This is a genomic window from Leptospira chreensis, assembly GCF_016919165.1.
Lineage (GTDB): Bacteria > Spirochaetota > Leptospiria > Leptospirales > Leptospiraceae > Leptospira_A > Leptospira_A chreensis.
Map to the genome: position 1 here is coordinate 86,972 of NZ_JAFFPS010000023.1, position 17,228 is coordinate 104,199.

The window sequence follows — 17,228 nt, forward strand, 5'->3', positions numbered from 1 at the left end:
CTGCCGTGAAATCAAAAAAGTTATCGAAGGAAGCCCTCACAGGAATCGTTTTTTTTTCTATTTTGGTCTTTGCTTTTTTCACAACTGTCATTGAGCCGGACCGCCCAGCCAAAAAATATCCGTATCGGTTATCACTCTTCTACTCTCGTATCGATGGAATCAAAGAAGGAACTGAGGTTCGGATTTTAGGAGTTCCGAAAGGATATGTAGCCCATATTGATTCTAGGCCACTGATTGATGTGCCCGACAGGCGTTTCCTCGACCATAACATAGATCATGCGATTGAACTCCATATTGCTTTGGAAGATCCCTTAACACTTTGGGACAATTATGAAGTGGATTTTCAAACTGTCACTTTGTTCTCAGGAAGGATTATCAATATTGATCCAGGGAGTTCGGATGGGAAACGTCCTTTTTTCAAACCAACGTTTCGCGAAGGGGAAAAAACTCCTGACTATTTGCCCTCGGCTCGGTATTTTGATGACTTTTTTAAAGCAACCTCGGTGACAATGGAAGAAAATCGTTATGACTTGCGACAAATCACCTTGGATTTTCGTTCGATCTCCGATAAATTAAATCATACAGAAGGTACGATTCCCAAATTAATAGGAAGTACGGAAATGTATGATGAACTTCTTGCGACTGTAAAGGACGCAGAAACCATTGGAAAAGAAGGAAGACGTTATATGGAAAGTTCCAGGAATTTAGAGAACACCATGCCGATTCCTTTTTTAATAACAGCATCGTATTACGGACGTACAACGCCAATTACGGGACGAAGGATTGGACCACAAGATTAATGAAAGTTGCAATTATACATGATTGGCTCACCGGTATGCGCGGTGGAGAAATAGTTCTCGATAGTTTATTAAAAGCGTTTCCGGAAGCGGATTTATTTACTCTTTTTTATTCCAAAGGAAAACTAAACGAAAGGATTGAAAACCGTAAGATCACAACGGCGTTTACAAACAACCTTCCTTTCAAAGAAAAATACTACCGTTATTATTTGCCGGTATTTCCCACTGCGATTGAGTCTTTGGATCTCAAAGGCTATGATGTGGTGATTAGTTCTTCGCACTGTGTGGCAAAGGGAGTCATTCCTCATCCCGACACTTTCCATTTGAGTTATGTTCATAGCCCCATGCGTTATGTTTGGGATATGTATTATGATTATTTTCCCGGGCGGAAGGGTTTTAAGTTTTTTCTATTACAATCCATTGCGAACTACCTTCGTACCTGGGATGCGGCTTCTGCCAACCGAGTGGATTATTTTACGTGTAACTCGCATTTTGTGGGAAGACGAATCCAAAAGTATTACAGACGCGATTATAAAATTGTTTATCCTCCTTGTTTGCCTCAAGATTTCCGAGTGAATGACAATTCCAAAGATGATTATTATCTGATGGTCTCGGCCTTTGCCCCTTACAAAAAAATTGATCTAGCCATTGAAGCTTTTCGCGAAAATGGAAAACCACTCATCCTTGTTGGTGGGGGCCAGGAAGAGGGGAAACTGGTCAAAAATTTGCCAAAAAACATCCTTTGGAAAAAAGGCCTACCACGAACCGAAGTGGTGGAACTCTACAAAAAGGCCCGTGGGTTTATCTTTCCCGGTATGGAAGACTTCGGGATCACTCCCGTCGAGTCCCAGGCCTACGCCACACCTGTCATCGCCTACGGGAAAGGTGGGGCTCTGGAGTCTGTCAAAGAGGACAGAACCGGGGTATTTTTTAAGGAACAGACGGTAAAATCCTTAAATGACGCCATCCAAAGGGCAGAAAAGATCCATTTCAAACGCGGAGATTTCCAAAATTCCATCAATCGTTTTACGGAAGAAAAATTCGTAAGCGAAATCCGAAAGGTAGTCGATAGACATAAGTAGAAATCTCTGAAGGGGGATCTCCTGGTCATACTACATCGACTCAAAGGTGCGGAATTTGTTCTCAATGCAGATTTGATTGAGACTATTGAAGCAAACCCGGATACGATCATCACTCTTGTGAATGAGAAGAAATTCATTGTACAAGAGCCTGTTGCGGAAGTTGTGGAAAAGGTAGTTGCCTACCAAACAAGAATCCACGACCTCCCCCGAGTCAGTGTAAAGATGCCTGAGGAAACATAAGAAATGGATATAGCTACAGTTATTGGTTTGGCCCTAGGATTTGCCTTGATGTTGCTTGGGGTAGTTTCGGGGGGTCTTGCACTTACGGACCTTATCGACATTCCCTCGGTCATGATTACATTTGGTGGTGCTGCCGCCGCTACGATCATTTCCTTTCCTTGGACTTCCACCATTGGTGTGGGGGCTGTGACAAAGAAAGCCTTTCAAAATCCACCCTCAGACCTTCCGGGTCTCATTACCACGCTCGTTAGCTTTTCTGAAAAAGCACGTCGTGAAGGTTTACTTGCCTTGGAAGATGATATCAATGAACTTCCAGAAGAATTTTTAAAGAAGGGAATCCAACTCGTTGTGGATGGAACAGACCCTGAACTTGTTCGAAATATTATGGAAACCGAAATTGGAAACACCGCCACAAGGCATGCCTATGGTCGAGCTTGGTGGGATGCTTATGCTGGTTTTGCGCCGGGGTTCGGGATGCTTGGGACCCTTGTGGGTCTTGTGGGGATGTTAAAGAACTTAGGTGGTGGGGACGCCAGTGCGATTGGACAAGGTATGGCGACAGCCCTTATTACCACTCTATACGGATCACTTGCACAGAACTTATTTGCGGCACCAATCGTTAGAAAATTAACAAGACGATCCGAAGATGAACTTGTGATCAAACAAGTAATGGTGGAAGGAACTTTATCGATTCAATCTGGGGACAACCCAAGGATTGTAAAAGAGAAGTTAGCGAGTTTCTTAACTCCTGCAGAAAGAACGGCCCTCAAAGACGACGGAGATTAATACCTAAACCATGGCGTCTAAGAAAGAAAAATGTCCTGAGTGTATCCAAAAAGTTCCCGAGTTCATGGCAACTTACGGGGACATGGTAACACTTCTTCTTTGTTTCTTTATCCTTTTGTATACAACAGGTAAAACAGATGCAAAGGAGATGCAGATCATTTTGTCTGCATTCAAATCCACAACAGGATTTTTCACTGGTGGACAAACTCTTTCTAAGGGCTCTTTGGAAGAGATGGGAATGCAGATTGAATCTCTTCCTTCCCAAGTGGTCGGACGGAATCTTTCCAAAGCAAAAAAAGATGCTCATGAAGTTTTTAAACCAGAAGTAGAAGCGGGAAAAGTTAGAATTTCTGAGAATGAAAGAGGACTAGTGATTTCTCTCGTAGGTGCTGATTATTTTTATCCAGGATCTGCAATCATGACACCCTCTATTCGTGAGACGTTACGAAAAGCGGCTGGCCTCATCAAAGGACTCGAACGTTTTGTACGCGTGGAAGGACATAGTGATGATGATGCCGTCAATCCTGTGAATCGCCCCGGAAGAGAAGAAAGAGAATATATCAATAACTGGGATTTGGCGGGAGCAAGAGCCGTTAACGCTACCGTTTTTATGATCAATTCAGAAGAAATTGAACCAAGTTGGTTCCAAGCTGTAAGTTTTGGATCCTACAGACCTCTTGTATTGGAAAATGAAGGTACACCGGAAGCTAAGGCTTTCAATCGTAGAGTGGATATCATCATCCTAACCGAGAAGTCTACCAAACGGGCACCAGGAGAAAGTAAATACGGACTTCCTGACACTCGTTTGCCGAACACTGAAACAAATGTAGAAGGAGAATTTTAACATGGGTGACCGTGAAGTAGATGAAGAAGAAGGTGGGTTAGCCGAAGGTAGTTCCGCCTCTGCAGGGATGTCCCCCATTGTAAAATGGTTATTGTACATTGCTGCTGCCATTTTCGGGATTATCATTGTAACCGTTATATCGATGTTTGTTGCTCAAAAGACGGCAACAAGTGTGTTTAAACAACAAAAGAATATCTCTCTTGTGAAAGCTCCCCCTCCTTTGGAAGTTTACACATTTCAAGAAGAATTTAGAGTGAATACTTCTGATGTTGGTGAGTCACACTTTGTTAAGTTAAAGATGTCTCTTGGATTTGAATCTGGCCAACCAGCGCTTTCTGCGGAACTTGCAGCACGTGTGGCTCAAATGCAAAACATCATCAACTTAGTCATTGCAAGAAAAACAAAAGACGATTTAAAATCCATAACCAACCAATTGGATTTACGTGAGGAAATCAAAGCCCACTTAAATCACATTTTGACAAATGGAAAAATCAAAGAGGTTTACTTTACCGAGTTCTTGGTAAACTAGGACTATGTCCGACCAAATTCTCGGTGTGATCCCTGCTCGCTACGCGAGCACAAGGCTTCCCGGAAAACCACTGGCCCTCATTGGAACCAAACCAATGATCCAGTGGACCTACCACCACGCTTCTCTTTCCAAATCTATCCACCGTTTGGTGGTCGCCACTGATGACAAACGAATCCATGATATTGTTTTGGGCTTTGGTGGAGAGTCTGTACTGACAAGTCCCGATCATCCGACTGGCACCGACAGAATCATGGAAGTGGCAGAAACATATCCGAACTATGGAATCATAGTGAACATCCAAGGTGATGAACCGGGGATGGAAGCAAACCTGATCGATGGAGTTGTGGGATTAAAAACTAAATATAGAAATTGGGAAATGACTACGGCTGCTGTTCCCTTTACTTCTGCAGAAGACCCAAAAGATCCTAACAAGGTAAAGGTGGTCTTTGACAATCAGGGACGAGCTAATTATTTTTCTCGTTCGCCCATCCCTGCCTCTTTTAAAGCAGATGCTAAATATTTTAGACATTTAGGAATCTATGCCTACGAAAGAGATTTTTTAATGAACTACAACCAACTACCGGCATCCGATTGGGAGACGGTAGAGTCCTTGGAACAACTCCGTGCCTTGCAGAACGGATCTACGATTGGAGTTTATCTTTCTGATAAAGCCAACCTAGGTGTAGATTCGCCGGCTGACTTAGAAGTTGTGATCGCAGAATTTAAACGGAAGGGTTTGATTGAATAGCGCGATCAAACCCTTTTTTGATTTAAACTTCTCTTTCTTTGTTTCTCATCCCTCGAGAGATATAGTCATATAAAAATTCGCCTGTGATCACTCCCGGTACGATCACTTTTTGAGCTCCATCGGCTACCAACTTTTTTGCTTCCCCAGGTTCGTCACCAGTCAGAATGATTTTTGCATTGGGTGCGAGTTTGCTAAGAGTGGAAAGCAAACGGTTGTTATTGGTTCCTTTCAAAAAAGAATCCGAAATGGTACAAATGACCATGGAAGCATCATGAAGGCCAATATGAGATAAAGAATCGGGGTGAGCCAAATCTGCATAAGCCCACTGGAATCCTTTGTTTGTGAGTTCCTCTTTGAAGGCTGGATTGTAGTCAGCAATGATGATCCGTTTGATGAGCGATGGAGATAAGTCTTCTAAATACTCCACAAAAGCACGAGCAATGCGAAAGTATCCAAGAACAATGATGTCTCGCACCATTCCATCTCCATGTCCACCGTGTCCTGCTTTGTCGTCCTTGGAAGAATCTTCCGTTTGGTCAGTGATTCCCACTCTTGCTAACAAACGTTCTAAAGTTGCGGCAATATCATGATTGAACATAATGATGTAAGTGGATAGAACCGAAGCGATGATGGTAGAAGTTAAGATCACTGCTTGGAGTTTCGGAGTGATGTGTTCGAATCCAGCACCTAACGCTAAAATAACGAGGGAGAATTCTGAAATCTGTGCCAGGTTTAGGGCAGTGAGAAATCCGTTCCGAACTCCTTTGTTGAGTTTGATGATGACAGGAGCGATAGTGATCATCCTAACAAACAACATAAGAGTGATGATGGCCGCAGAGAGTCCAATCACTTCTAAACTAGGAAGAGGAACTTTCAGTCCGAGAGCCACAAAGAATAAAGTAACAAAGAAGTCTCGAATCCCGATGAGTTTGGAGATGACATCCGCTCCATAAGGGAAGGCGGCAATACTCATACCGGCAACGAGAGCACCCATTTCTTTGGAGAGTCCTGCTTCTCCTGCAATCCCGCAGACAAGAAAACACCACATAATTGATGTTAGTAGAATTAACTCTGGGCTACTGGCACAAGCTTTGTACAACCTTGCGAGGACATAACGGCTGACACTAAAACTAAATGCGAGAAGTAAGACAATGATTCCAACTGAGGAAAGAATTTTTAAGATTTCTGGATTGTTTAAGTTGGGTTGGACCCCCATAAACAAAATGGCCCAAATGTCTTGGAAGACCAAAACCCCTACGGTCAACTTTCCGGAGAGAGTGTTGATCTCCACTTTGTCTTGTAAGAGTTTCACCACGATAAGTGTAGAACTTAATGATAGGGCGACTGCAATGTAAAGAAGGTCAAATTTTTCAGAACCAATGGAGAGACCAAAAAAAGGAAACACGGAATAAACAAAGGCAACGGAAAGTGTGAATTGGAGGATACCCAAGGTAAACATGGCCTTACCCATTTTCGCAAGTTCTGCTAAATTGATTTCCAAACCAATGATGAATAACAATAAGATAAGTCCAATTTCAGAAATGAGTTCTATACTTGCTTCGTTGGTGACAAGTTCGAACCCCATTTCTTTACCGAGCATGGCTCCACCGATGATATAACCCAAAATTAACGGCTGTTTGAGGACTCTGGCAATGTGACTTAAGACTGTTGCGAAAATAATACTAAGACCGATGTCTTGTAATAGTGACTCTTCCCCGTGCATAGAAACCTTCTTTAGGGAAAAGTTTAGAGATTCATTGAGTTGTGAAAGTCGTTTTTTTTTCTGAACAATAAAAGGGGCTAAGGAAGGGGAGAAATTTGCAAAATAGAAGCGGTAGATGCTTGGAAATGGGCTATGGCTACATGGTGATCGTACAATGCCTTAATTTCGCGCACAGCTGCTTCCGCACTTGTTTGTTCTCGAATATTCACAAATAGTAGTGTAGAATCACCCAGTGCAAATCGTTCTCTTTCCATCTCTTCTAATTTTCGTGCTAATTCGACTTCATTTTGCGTAACAGTAACACGTTTTGCCGATGCAATCACCTCGGAAATAGAATCTTGTACTTCAGTTTTGATTTTATCTTTTGAGAATTGTAATTCTTGATCCAGTTGAGCGATCTTTGCTTCAGCGGCACCGATCATTCCTCTCGGACGTTTGGTTTGGATGGGAAGATTGAGAACGAGAGATGCTTCGAGTTCTGGTTTGGCTCTTGTGATAGAACCTGGTCCAAAGTCTTGGGAACCGGCAACTACCAAATCCACTTGTGGTTTCAGTGCATTATATCCCATGTCTTGGTCCACACGAACTTTGTCTCGTTTGAATTCGAAGTCTTGTAATTCCGGTCGAAACTTCCATGCAAGTTTGATACTTTTTTCTAGTTCGAGTTTTTTATACTCAATGGGTTTGGGAAATCCAATGGGCAACCTGTCCGTGGAAGGAAGGATTAAATTTCCATCAGTTGCTCTTAAAAATAAAGATAAGTCGATGGCTGATTTTTGCATCTCTCGTTCGGCAGAAACAAATTGGGACTCTCTTTGTAAAATCGCACGATCGTTTTCTGTTCCTTCCATTTTCGGAATGTCACCTAACTTGATTCGTTGTGTGATTTGGTCTTGTCTACTTTTTGCTATGGCTAACAAGTCTTTGTTGACTAGATACTCTTGTCCGCTTGATACCCATTTCCAATAACGTTTGGTTGCTTCTTTGATGACTTCGATTTTTAATTTTTGAATGGAGAGTTCTGCAAGCCTTCTGTCAATGTCTGCTTTTTTGATATCGGCTCTGTTTTTATCAATCTCTCGGTTGCGCATCAGGGGAAAGATGGCACCTGCCCGCACCTCTCCGTAGTCATTGGTTTCTCTTTTGCCATCATAGACGGGAAACTTTCCCCGCCCGATTCGGTAACCTGCAAAAAAGGAGGTTCCCCCAAGTGGTGTTGGTTTTTCAAAAACTGCATCGGTCGCATTGTTTGTATAATAACCCATTGGTTTTGTAGTTCCCATGGATTTGAATTGTAAATCAAAAGCACCTTCGGCCGCTAAGTAATTGTATTCGGCTTCTGATAAAAGTTTTTCTGCCGCAAGGACAAGGGGATACGATTTTTCTACAGACCGAAGAAGTTCTTCTAATGTGAGAACTCCTGGTTGTTGGTTGATATAATCTTGTGAATAGATATTAGGACCATGTAGAGATTCAAAAGGATCACGTGTAGGATCTGCTTCCACTACGAAAGAAAAGAACATTCCAAAAGGACAAAGGAAGGCGAATAGAGATTGTTTTAACTTTGGGATCATTTGACTTTGTCTCCACTGCCAGTTTCATCTAACAAAGATTTGATTTCTGGATCATCCATAGGAAGGTTTGGTGGAAAGTCATTGAACCTTCTCCAAAGTTCGTAACCAACACTCACGCGGTTGAGAAAGATCCAACCTTTGGCTCGGACACCTTGCCTTAAGTAACGACTTGATGGCCATTGCCTATCTTCTCTGTCAGGAATGACAAGGACTCTAAAATTTCCAGATCCACTATCTGTGATATCCACCAGTTTGACAATACCTCCGAATGTTCCGACGGCAGTTTCTGGCCAACCACTGATTTGTAATACAGGATAACCTTGGAATTGTAAACGTACCTTTCTACCTTCCCCAACGAGAGGTATGTCGTTGCCGGAAATAAAAAGTTCGATGGCTTTGTCTTCGGAATCTGGAACAAGAATGGCAACTCCATCTCCTTCTTTCACTTGTTGAGTGTCGGGATTGACCAAAATTCTCATAATGGTTCCATCTCTCGGCGCAAATACTTCTTGGGTTTCTTGTCTGGATAATCTTGCTTCTAGTTTTGGTAAGTCTTCTAATACACGAGCCACTTCCGATTGGGCTGATGCTAGGGAAGCTTTAGCATCATTGATGGAAGCATCAGCATCTTGTGACACTTTGCCTGAATCACTATACAATGCCCTTTCTTCTTTGACTGCGGCATCATAAGCAGACTTTGCACGATCGAGTCCTGTTTCTGAATTTGTATGTTCCAGTTCCGCAAGTTCTAAGGTTCGTTTGGACGTAAGACCTTTTTCCCATAATTGTTTTTGGCGATCTAAATTGAGATTAGCTGTTCTTAAAGCGGCTTTTGCAGCATCTACTGCTTGTTCGCTGGCTCGCACTCGGTCCTTTGCCATCATCCTTCTAGAGTCTGCTGCATTCACAGCACTTCCCCTTGAGGATCGTAAACTGATGATTCGGGAACGAATATTATCCTCTCTGGATCTTGCTGCCTCTAATCGTTGTAAGAGGGCATTTTTTTCTTCTCGAATCCGATTGATAAAGTTAGGATCATTGTCCGAGATATCAATGATCGGATCTCCTTTTTTGACTTTTGTTCCTTCATGTACATGCCATTTGACAACGCGGCCAGCAATGGGAGATTCAATGAGTTGTTGGCGATCCAAGGGAGCATAAGCCACCACCCTTCCAAATCCCATAGTAGTTTGTTGCCAGGGAACATATAAAAGGATAAGAACACTTAAGAAAAATATAATGGTAAGAATGTATGCAAGGCTTTGTGCAGGCAACGCCGTTTGTACCAATCGATACGAAGGTAGATTTTTATAAAGTTTCCATTTCTGTGACATATCGGTTTTCATATAATAACTTTAAGTGTTTACCTTTAGGGAATGGCTATCGTTTTCTAAACGTAACACTTGGTCCATCTGAGAAAGTATACTTGGTGATTTGGAAACAACAAGTAGGGTCAACTCTTTATTTTTTTGTAATAATACTTTGAGAGAAGCCGAAAGAATTTGTGGTGGTAGTTGGTCTAAATTTCCATCGATTAACAAGAGTTTTGGTTTCCCAACGATGGCCCGAGCTAAGGAAAGAATTGTAGTTTGGGTCGTATCAAAAGGATGACCAAATGTCAAAAGTGGAGTATGGATTCCATTTGGTAAAGATTGGATTGTTTCCCAGATTCCAAGCTCTATTAAAAGTTCTCTGATCTCAATGAGTGGTATTTCTTCTCGTCCTACCCGGATGTTTTCTAAGATGGTTCCTTCAAAGATTTCATTCCCTCGAACTAAAAAAGTAACAGAGTGGATTTGTTCTTTGGAAACGTCGTGGATGTTTTGGTGGTTGTATTCCACAATACCTGATGAGGGTTCTCTGAGACCACATAACAAATCCAAAAGGATCTGTGCATCGTAAGCTGTATTGGAAGAGATTCCAATGGATTTTCCTGCTGGAATTTTTAGTTGGAATTGACTAAAGATTTTGTGACCATTGGTTAACGAATAACCAATTCCTGACAATTGCGCCTGGATTGGGCCTTCGGGAATTTCAAATTCAACTGTTTTTACCGGGATGGTAGGTAGGTTGAATACTGAATTGATTTTGTCAACGGCCGCAATCAAACTATAAAAACTATCCAACTGTTTTCCAAATTTGGAGATATCACTGAGTACTTTGGCAATGACAAGTTCTGCCGCCACAAGTTGTCCAATCGTAAGTTGTCTATGGATGACTAAATATCCACCTAATCCAAGTACGATGGCACTAGCTAAAGCTTGGATTCCTACAAGCCCAATGATTTGGCGAATATAGTTAAAAAAGTATTTTTTTCTGGCATACAAGTAGTCTCGAATGAGAGAATCAGCTTTGTCCAAGGCGAAATTGGATCCAAATGTGGAATGAAAAAGAGCGGAATGTCTGGAGATTTCTTCTAACCAGGCTGCTACTTTGTATTTTTCTTTTGAAATTTTGATATAGTTTTCAGCAGCGGGTTTTCCCAATCGATAGATAACCCAATACCCACCAACAAACAAAATGATAAAGGAAAACACGATGAAGATGGGATGATAAAAAGAGATTAGAATAAAACCAATCACAGTGGTCAATACAACCGAAAGTCCATCAACTAACAAGGAATGAATGGATTTTTGAATGGTCATCGTATCAAAGAATCGATTCACAAGTTCCGGGTTGTGGTGTTTGTCTAAGACATCCTGGCGAATTTTGGGAAATTTCACCGCAAACTCAGTAGCAATTCTCACAAAGACACGCCTTTGTAAAATCTCCACTACATAGATTTGGATGGTTTGCATGGCACCAGCAAATCCTAGGAAAAATACAACTAACAATGTTAATATGATGACAGGTTGGATCATCACACCAAAAGCCACAATGTTGACAAGAGATGAAGTCGCAACAGGAACCACTAAAGATAAAATTCCGATTCCGATTCCATAAATAAATACAATCCAAACGTCTTTGGATTCCATTCGAATCAGGTGTGAAATTTGTTTTAAAGCATTGGTAACGGATGAATGTGATTTTGATATTTCTTTGTTTGTTGAAAATGGGAAGGTTGGTTCGGCGATGATCCAATCAGTATAATCTTTGTTTGATTTGATACCGATGAGTTTTAATAATTCTTTTTCAGAATACCATTCCTCTTCGGCATCAAACCGATGTAGGGGTTTGACTAGATAGGAGGATGTTTGGTAACTCAGGATGGCATAAAGTTCTGGTAAATTTCCCCCTTCCGCTCTCGCCTGGAAGACAAAAGGCGCATCCTTTGTGGTATAAGATCTTATGTCTTGTATTGTTTTTTGAACAATATTGATGCGAATTTGGTATTGGTGGGAAGCAGCAAATAGAAAATCATAAAAATTTTCCTTTGTTAGCTGGTAATATTTGCTACGAAGGGATCGAAATCCCTCGATCATTTGACTTGGAACGGAATGGATATGTAAAGATTCGGATAAAAAATCCAAAACTGATTTTGCCAAATCTTCATGGGAAGAAAGCCGTAAGGAATGAGATTCTTCTTTGGGTTTGAAGAGTTGGTTCTTGAAATGAAATACCAACAAATGTAAAAATTTTAACATGCGAATTGTGATTCGAACCTTAGACTCCACTTGACAAAACTTTGTTCAGGATTTTCTATTTTCAACTAGAGGTTCCTATGAAAATTTTTAATTCTATTTTGGTACTAATCGCACTCTGTTTCTCCACTGGACTCTTTGCACAAGAAAACTGTACATATGAATACGACCCGTCTCAAACCTCATTAGAGTGGACAGCGTTCAAATTTACAGAAAAAACAGGTGTTAAAGGTAAATTCGATTCGATTAAAGTTGTTGGTAAACAAAAGGACAAATCAAAGTTTGGTGCTGTAAATTCTTTACAGTTTCAGATTGATTCTTCTTCTGTGAACTCAGGTGTTCCAGATAGAGATGGTAAAATTAAAAAATTCTTTTTTGGTTCTGTGAAAGGGAATGGAAAAATTTCCGGATCATTCTCGGATATTACAGCCGGCGAAACAGGAACGGCAAAATTAAATTTGAAATATGGAAATTCTAAAACATCCGTTCCTGTGAACTTTGTTTGGAAGGGTGATCTGGTTGAAGTTACAGGAACTGTGGATGTTTTGACTCTTGGCTTAAAATCGGGGCTTAGTAAACTAAATGCAGAATGTAATGATTTGCATAAAGGCGCTGATGGATTGAGTAAACTTTGGCCGACAGTCGATATAAAAGTTGTCTCAACAATCAAAAAAGTTTGTAAATAGTTTGAAATTTCCGAATCGCTGGTCTAGTACTTCTTAGGTGGCGATTCGTTAGTTCTTAAATGATCAATTTTTATCATTCAAGAATTTGTGTTGTAGTATAAAAATTTAGATTTCGGTATTCCATTGAGATAACCGAGTCCTGTATCAAATAAAAAAGTGAGAACATATCTATGAGTAAAGAGATCGAAACATACAACAAGGCCCAATCTGCTCTGGAAAAAGAAGTTTGTAATGTTCTCTACGAGGAAATCAATTTACATCTTCCCAAGGCTGAAAAGAAAATTTGGCATGCACATCCGGTTTGGTTTTTGGATGGAAATCCGATTGTTGGTTATAGCAAACTAAAGAGTTGCATTCGACTTCTTTTTTGGAGTGGGCAAACTTTTGAAGTGGAAGGATTAGAACCAGAAGGAAGTTTTAAAGCAGCAGAAGTTCGTTATACGGATCCCAGCCAAATCAATAAAAAAGATTTAAAACGTTGGCTTGCCCAATCTAAGAAAATCCAATGGGACTATAAAAATATTGTGAAACGGAAAGGTGTTCTTGAACGATTGAAGTAAAATCTGACTAAAAATATACTTTTTAGGTGGCTATACACAATTCGTTTATAAGATTCAGATTGATAAAGTATAAATTCGGATTTACCTGCTGATATAATCAATTCGTATAAACCAATGTAACTATTTGAACCAACATGAAAAATATCGAAATTAAGAAACTATCCTCTGGTGATTTAAATCAATTTATCGAACTCATTCGCGTTTTTGAAGATGTTTTTGAAATGAAAAATTTTCAAATCCCAAAGTCCGAATATCTGCAATCACTTTTGAATCGAGATGATTTCTATGTATTTGTTTCTATCTTTGAGGATCGAGTGATTGGGGGTTTGACTACTTATACCCTTCGTCAATATTATTCAGAAAAAACCTTGGTTTATATTTTTGATTTAGCCGTTCTCACGAAATACCAACGACAAGGGATTGGAAAATCACTCATCCAAGGTATCAATGCGTATTGTAAAGATTTAGGAGTCGAAGAAGTTTTTGTCCAAGCAGATCTGGTTGATGACTACGCTCTCGATTTTTATAGGGCAACGGGTGGATTGGCAGAAGATGTGGTGCATTTTACTTATCCGTTGGGTTAGGGAATGTTTTCAATTCGCTTCTAATTCATATCCACAAAAAACAACCTTATTTTATTGGCCCGCATATATACGAAATACGTTTAACTTCCACTTCTTTGCTGAGTAAACGTATTGCATATATTTACCGTTGTTATACGACATTGATTTATGGATCACTCAGGACATGGGTAACACTTTCTGGTTTCGCTTCCCCTAGAACACCTTTACAGGAGGGCTATGGAGATGCCTTGGAAGGAGAATCAGGTCGTACATTTAAGGTTGAATTTCGTTATGGCGAGCTTTGAGAGAGGTATCAATTTCACTCAGCTCTGTGCAGAATATAGAATATCAACTGAGTGTCGATAAAAATGAAGTGAAAAATTTTTAAAAGAAGGAAAGGCTGGACTTCTAGACAAAAAGAGAACTCTGAAGAATTTAAAATTATGGAAGTCGAAATAAAAAAAATCCAATCAGTTACTAATATTCATTTAGATCTTCTTCTATTAGCCGATCCGTCTATTGAAAAAATAAAAGAATATTTAATTGATAGTGAAATATACACTGCCTTGATCAATGATGAAACTATTGGAATAATCATTATTAAAGAAATAGACCACCTGAAAAAAGAAATTATGAATGTAGCCGTTAAAGAAGAACATCAAAACAAAGGTTTAGGAAAGAAATTAATAAATTTTGTAATCAATATTGAAAAAAATAACGGAACAAAAATAATCGAAATTGGTACTGGTAATTCAAGTATCAATCAGTTGTTATTATATCAAAAAATTGGCTTTAGAATTGCTTCAATTGAGCGAGACTTTTTTTCAAGAAATTACCAAGAAGTTATAATAGAAAATGGAATCATCTGTAAAGACATGATAAAATTAAGTATTGAATATAAATAATGAATCAATGTCGCATAACACCGACTAACCGCTTAGGGACTCAGGGCCAGCCTACGTCGGTTAGTCTAGTTCGATATGTATAAACTTGACAAGCAGTATAAAAATTCGCCCTAGAATTCCCTTCAGTCTATCCAATTCAATCTCCATTTACTCAATACAAATTGGATGACGTCTTGCTCATTGCACCTACCAAAGCAAGCCCCGCGCCAGCGATAGTAGCGGAAATCCTTTCCGTTTTGATAACTATTTTTATCTACAAACCAATCGGAAAGATTGGAGCGGATAGCGCGGTCGGTAAAGAATAGGATTCTAATCGACTAACGAATTCGAGGCGCCCACTGATAAACGATTAGAGTTTTGGCATTTTTTCAAATTTTGGCAATGCCGGATCGAGATGGTCCCAAAGATGACCGCGTAACGTATATGTTGCGACTTGAGGTTTGTATCGACTGGGATCATTAAGGCTTGTCGCGTGGATTGTAAATAATGTTGGCATCGCAGCGAATGTCATATAAACGGGAGAACCGCATTTGGGGCAGAAGCCACTGGTTTTGGTATTACCGCTATCTCCAATTCTATCAAACTCTGTTGCTTCTCCTTCCAATCGGATCGCAGCACGTGAGGGAAAAGTAAGATAGGATCCATGGCCTGTGCCACTCATCTTTTGACAGTCTAAACATTGGCAATCATTCATAAATATGGGTTCATCAGAAATTTGGTAACGAATGGTGCCACAAGCGCATCCGCCGGAATAAGGTAGGTTCATTTTAATTCTCCTTGGACTCGTTTTGAAAAAATCATAATTCTAAGATCTTGTGGAAATTAAATCACAGAAAGGTGTCCTGCAAGAGGGCGACCCGATTCCAAAAATGTTTTGAGATTGGAAAGAACACTGGGCCAACCAGTAGAGATTCCTGCTAACATTTGTGGATCTAAATCTTCGTGGGTCACTACCAAACGAACTAAACCATTGGCATAAGGTTCGATAACAAATGTGACACGTGCATGTTTTGATTCTTCTTCCATTTCTTTCGGCCGCGCCCAAGTAAGAACCAAACGATGAGGAGGTGAACTTTCGATAACTTTGCCTATGATATCGACCGTATTTGCTTCATCTACCTTTTCATGTTTCCAAACCGAACCTGGTTTCCAATCGGAAACATTGATATGTGCTGGATTCTTTGCTAAAGGATCCAACCAATACTGACGTGTGATCTGTGGATCCACTAACGCAGACCAGACTTTCTCCGGTGTGCTGAGTATAAATGTAACATAAACAAAACTATTTTTTTCCATCGTTTTCTCCTTCCAATTGTACTTTTAGATCGTGTAAGAACCCTAAGCGATTCTTTTCAAATTTTCGAACCCAACGTTCATAGACTTCATGAATCGGAACAGGATTGATAAAGTGGAGTTTCTCTCTCCCCTTCCAAACCACTGTTACCAAGTTGGCTTTGATAAGAATATCTATGTGTTGTGTTGCCGATTGTCTTTGCATATCGAGTTCTTCACAAAGAGCAGAAAGTGTTTGGCCATTGTTAGCATAAAGAAGATCGAGCACTTTCCTTCGGCTCGGATCTGCTAGGGCCTTAAACACTAGATCGGCTCCTTCCATTTCTTTCGACATACAAGGATTAATATGCAGGTAAATGCCTGCCTGTCAACGAAAATTTACGATTTTAGGTCTTTGAGATACTGAATGCTCTTTTTTTCTGCGATTTCGTGCCTGATCAGATTGGGAGTTAAAAAATCTCTCATTTCACAATAAAGTTGGATCGAAGCAAAAATGGAATTGAAGATAGAGTTGAATTCATAAACCGGCAAAGTTGCTTTCAAACTTTCGAGATCAGGTTGAGATAATAGAAAATCCAATTTCCTAACACCTCTGGGATTCTTGTCGTATTTTAAATGAAGCATCGGTCCGAGGACATTTGCCCTTAAAAATGAAAGAAAATCAATGGCTTCAAAGAATTCACCTCGTCCAAGTTTGGTGGCAACATAATGAATCCAAACCCAAAATCTGTCTTCGATCCATTGGAAGTTTGGTTTTGGCCAAACCGCATCCGTGTTTTTATAAATCGTTGGGATTTGATTGTATCGATCGAAAATGATTTTTGGATTTTCGATTCGAACATGGAAATCCTGAATCTGAACGAATTTGAGATCAACATGTAAGAGAGGAGAATTGTATAAACAAATCAGTAAACGATTTTCGCCCACATGTTCCCCAGTAAAACCAACGAGTAGATTACCGATTTGATTGGCGAATTGTTTCATTTCATCTGGCGGAAATGTGACATGATTCTCAGTCACGAGAACGATGTCTAAGTCTGAATATTTGTCGAGTTCACCGGCAATTGCAGATCCTGCCCAACATACGGCAAGAATTCGCGTATCCGACTTCACTACGGTTATCAAGTTTTCTAAGTAAGTTTCGAAGATTTTCATTGAAATTAGTGATTGTATTATATGATATTTAATTTATGTTAGGCGACATTTGTTTAAATAAGTTATTTTTTTATTAAATGAAATTTAATAATCGTCAAGTCTATTAATTTGCCTGTTGTTTATACGAATCACGTTTAACTCCCTCTTTTGTGCGTTTAACTG

At 40.0% G+C, this 17,228-nt stretch carries 19 protein-coding genes; 11 read left to right on the forward strand and 8 right to left on the reverse strand.

The window, feature by feature from the left end:
- The first annotated feature begins 5 nt into the window (after window positions 1-5).
- The 7 genes from JWG41_RS07120 to kdsB are packed head-to-tail and all read left to right on the forward strand — an operon-like array spanning window position 6 to window position 5,026.
- Window positions 6-800 carry an MlaD family protein gene (locus tag JWG41_RS07120; protein WP_205269236.1) on the forward strand — a complete coding sequence of 265 codons (795 nt, stop codon included), beginning with the start codon at window positions 6-8 and terminating at the stop codon, window positions 798-800.
- The gene (locus tag JWG41_RS07125) at window positions 800-1,879 is read left to right on the forward strand and encodes a glycosyltransferase (RefSeq protein ID WP_205269237.1); all 1,080 of its coding nucleotides are present in this window, start codon (window positions 800-802) and stop codon (window positions 1,877-1,879) included. Before JWG41_RS07120 ends, JWG41_RS07125 begins: the two co-directional genes overlap by 1 nt.
- Before the next feature lie 21 nt (window positions 1,880-1,900).
- Window positions 1,901-2,119 (forward strand): flagellar FlbD family protein, encoded by a 219-nt coding sequence (locus JWG41_RS07130; protein WP_205269274.1) that lies wholly within the window; start codon window positions 1,901-1,903, stop codon window positions 2,117-2,119.
- Window positions 2,120-2,122: 3 nt separating this feature from the next.
- Window positions 2,123-2,905, forward strand: coding sequence for a motility protein A (locus JWG41_RS07135; RefSeq protein WP_205269238.1), 783 nt, complete (start codon window positions 2,123-2,125; stop codon window positions 2,903-2,905).
- Between the two features lie 10 nt (window positions 2,906-2,915).
- A complete protein-coding gene (gene motB / locus JWG41_RS07140) occupies window positions 2,916-3,749 on the forward strand; it encodes a flagellar motor protein MotB (protein ID WP_135576149.1) in 834 nt (277 codons plus the stop codon).
- Window position 3,750: 1 nt separating this feature from the next.
- Window positions 3,751-4,278 carry a flagellar basal body-associated FliL family protein gene (locus tag JWG41_RS07145; protein WP_002972703.1) on the forward strand — a complete coding sequence of 176 codons (528 nt, stop codon included), beginning with the start codon at window positions 3,751-3,753 and terminating at the stop codon, window positions 4,276-4,278.
- Between the two features lie 4 nt (window positions 4,279-4,282).
- Entirely contained in the window at window positions 4,283-5,026 is a 744-nt protein-coding gene (gene kdsB, locus JWG41_RS07150) for a 3-deoxy-manno-octulosonate cytidylyltransferase (protein ID WP_205269239.1), read from the forward strand.
- 22 nt (window positions 5,027-5,048) lie between these two features.
- Here the strand turns inward: kdsB and JWG41_RS07155 are convergent, their stop codons facing one another.
- The 4 genes from JWG41_RS07155 to JWG41_RS07170 all read right to left on the reverse strand — a co-directional run bounded on the left by JWG41_RS07155 (window position 5,049) and on the right by JWG41_RS07170 (window position 11,907).
- Entirely contained in the window at window positions 5,049-6,749 is a 1,701-nt protein-coding gene (locus JWG41_RS07155; protein WP_205269240.1) for a cation:proton antiporter, read from the reverse strand.
- 77 nt (window positions 6,750-6,826) lie between these two features.
- Window positions 6,827-8,323, reverse strand: a complete 1,497-nt coding sequence (locus tag JWG41_RS07160) for a TolC family protein (protein WP_205269241.1) — start codon at window positions 8,321-8,323, stop codon at window positions 6,827-6,829.
- Window positions 8,320-9,657: an HlyD family secretion protein gene (locus JWG41_RS07165; RefSeq protein ID WP_205269242.1), complete on the reverse strand. Its 1,338-nt coding sequence runs from the start codon at window positions 9,655-9,657 to the stop codon at window positions 8,320-8,322. Before JWG41_RS07165 ends, JWG41_RS07160 begins: the two co-directional genes overlap by 4 nt.
- A gap of 21 nt (window positions 9,658-9,678) precedes the next feature.
- Window positions 9,679-11,907, reverse strand: coding sequence for an ABC transporter transmembrane domain-containing protein (locus tag JWG41_RS07170; RefSeq protein WP_205269243.1), 2,229 nt, complete (start codon window positions 11,905-11,907; stop codon window positions 9,679-9,681).
- Between the two features lie 77 nt (window positions 11,908-11,984).
- On the opposite strand from JWG41_RS07170, the gene JWG41_RS07175 reads away from it, so the two are divergent.
- The 4 genes from JWG41_RS07175 to JWG41_RS07190 all read left to right on the forward strand — a co-directional run bounded on the left by JWG41_RS07175 (window position 11,985) and on the right by JWG41_RS07190 (window position 14,618).
- Window positions 11,985-12,590, forward strand: a complete 606-nt coding sequence (locus JWG41_RS07175) for a YceI family protein (RefSeq protein WP_205269244.1) — start codon at window positions 11,985-11,987, stop codon at window positions 12,588-12,590.
- 170 nt (window positions 12,591-12,760) lie between these two features.
- A complete protein-coding gene (locus tag JWG41_RS07180; RefSeq protein ID WP_205269245.1) occupies window positions 12,761-13,150 on the forward strand; it encodes a DUF1801 domain-containing protein in 390 nt (129 codons plus the stop codon).
- A 134-nt stretch (window positions 13,151-13,284) separates the two neighbouring features.
- Entirely contained in the window at window positions 13,285-13,734 is a 450-nt protein-coding gene (locus JWG41_RS07185) for a GNAT family N-acetyltransferase (RefSeq protein WP_205269246.1), read from the forward strand.
- Between the two features lie 422 nt (window positions 13,735-14,156).
- Entirely contained in the window at window positions 14,157-14,618 is a 462-nt protein-coding gene (locus tag JWG41_RS07190; protein ID WP_205269247.1) for a GNAT family N-acetyltransferase, read from the forward strand.
- 349 nt (window positions 14,619-14,967) lie between these two features.
- On the opposite strand, the gene JWG41_RS07195 is transcribed toward JWG41_RS07190, so the two are convergent.
- The 4 genes from JWG41_RS07195 to JWG41_RS07210 are packed head-to-tail and all read right to left on the reverse strand — an operon-like array spanning window position 14,968 to window position 17,066.
- Window positions 14,968-15,384, reverse strand: coding sequence for a GFA family protein (locus tag JWG41_RS07195; protein ID WP_205269248.1), 417 nt, complete (start codon window positions 15,382-15,384; stop codon window positions 14,968-14,970).
- 56 nt (window positions 15,385-15,440) lie between these two features.
- Window positions 15,441-15,914 (reverse strand): SRPBCC family protein, encoded by a 474-nt coding sequence (locus JWG41_RS07200; protein ID WP_205269249.1) that lies wholly within the window; start codon window positions 15,912-15,914, stop codon window positions 15,441-15,443.
- Complete coding sequence (locus JWG41_RS07205) at window positions 15,901-16,245, reverse strand: ArsR/SmtB family transcription factor (RefSeq protein ID WP_205269250.1); 345 nt, start codon at window positions 16,243-16,245, stop codon at window positions 15,901-15,903. Before JWG41_RS07205 ends, JWG41_RS07200 begins: the two co-directional genes overlap by 14 nt.
- A 44-nt stretch (window positions 16,246-16,289) precedes the next feature.
- The gene (locus JWG41_RS07210; protein ID WP_205269251.1) at window positions 16,290-17,066 is read right to left on the reverse strand and encodes an aminoglycoside 6-adenylyltransferase; all 777 of its coding nucleotides are present in this window, start codon (window positions 17,064-17,066) and stop codon (window positions 16,290-16,292) included.
- Window positions 17,067-17,228 lie beyond the last annotated feature (162 nt).

Coding starts and splice junctions, on each gene's coding strand:
- JWG41_RS07125 (WP_205269237.1), top strand. CDS start 800: ATGAAAGTTGCAATTATACATGATTGGCTCACCGGTATGCGCGGTGGA.
- JWG41_RS07135 (WP_205269238.1), top strand. CDS start 2,123: ATGGATATAGCTACAGTTATTGGTTTGGCCCTAGGATTTGCCTTGATG.
- motB (WP_135576149.1), top strand. CDS start 2,916: ATGGCGTCTAAGAAAGAAAAATGTCCTGAGTGTATCCAAAAAGTTCCC.
- JWG41_RS07145 (WP_002972703.1), top strand. CDS start 3,751: ATGGGTGACCGTGAAGTAGATGAAGAAGAAGGTGGGTTAGCCGAAGGT.
- kdsB (WP_205269239.1), top strand. CDS start 4,283: ATGTCCGACCAAATTCTCGGTGTGATCCCTGCTCGCTACGCGAGCACA.
- JWG41_RS07155 (WP_205269240.1), bottom strand. CDS start 6,749: ATGCACGGGGAAGAGTCACTATTACAAGACATCGGTCTTAGTATTATT.
- JWG41_RS07160 (WP_205269241.1), bottom strand. CDS start 8,323: ATGATCCCAAAGTTAAAACAATCTCTATTCGCCTTCCTTTGTCCTTTT.
- JWG41_RS07165 (WP_205269242.1), bottom strand. CDS start 9,657: ATGTCACAGAAATGGAAACTTTATAAAAATCTACCTTCGTATCGATTG.
- JWG41_RS07170 (WP_205269243.1), bottom strand. CDS start 11,907: ATGTTAAAATTTTTACATTTGTTGGTATTTCATTTCAAGAACCAACTC.
- JWG41_RS07175 (WP_205269244.1), top strand. CDS start 11,985: ATGAAAATTTTTAATTCTATTTTGGTACTAATCGCACTCTGTTTCTCC.
- JWG41_RS07180 (WP_205269245.1), top strand. CDS start 12,761: ATGAGTAAAGAGATCGAAACATACAACAAGGCCCAATCTGCTCTGGAA.
- JWG41_RS07185 (WP_205269246.1), top strand. CDS start 13,285: ATGAAAAATATCGAAATTAAGAAACTATCCTCTGGTGATTTAAATCAA.
- JWG41_RS07190 (WP_205269247.1), top strand. CDS start 14,157: ATGGAAGTCGAAATAAAAAAAATCCAATCAGTTACTAATATTCATTTA.
- JWG41_RS07195 (WP_205269248.1), bottom strand. CDS start 15,384: ATGAACCTACCTTATTCCGGCGGATGCGCTTGTGGCACCATTCGTTAC.
- JWG41_RS07200 (WP_205269249.1), bottom strand. CDS start 15,914: ATGGAAAAAAATAGTTTTGTTTATGTTACATTTATACTCAGCACACCG.
- JWG41_RS07205 (WP_205269250.1), bottom strand. CDS start 16,245: ATGTCGAAAGAAATGGAAGGAGCCGATCTAGTGTTTAAGGCCCTAGCA.
- JWG41_RS07210 (WP_205269251.1), bottom strand. CDS start 17,066: ATGAAAATCTTCGAAACTTACTTAGAAAACTTGATAACCGTAGTGAAG.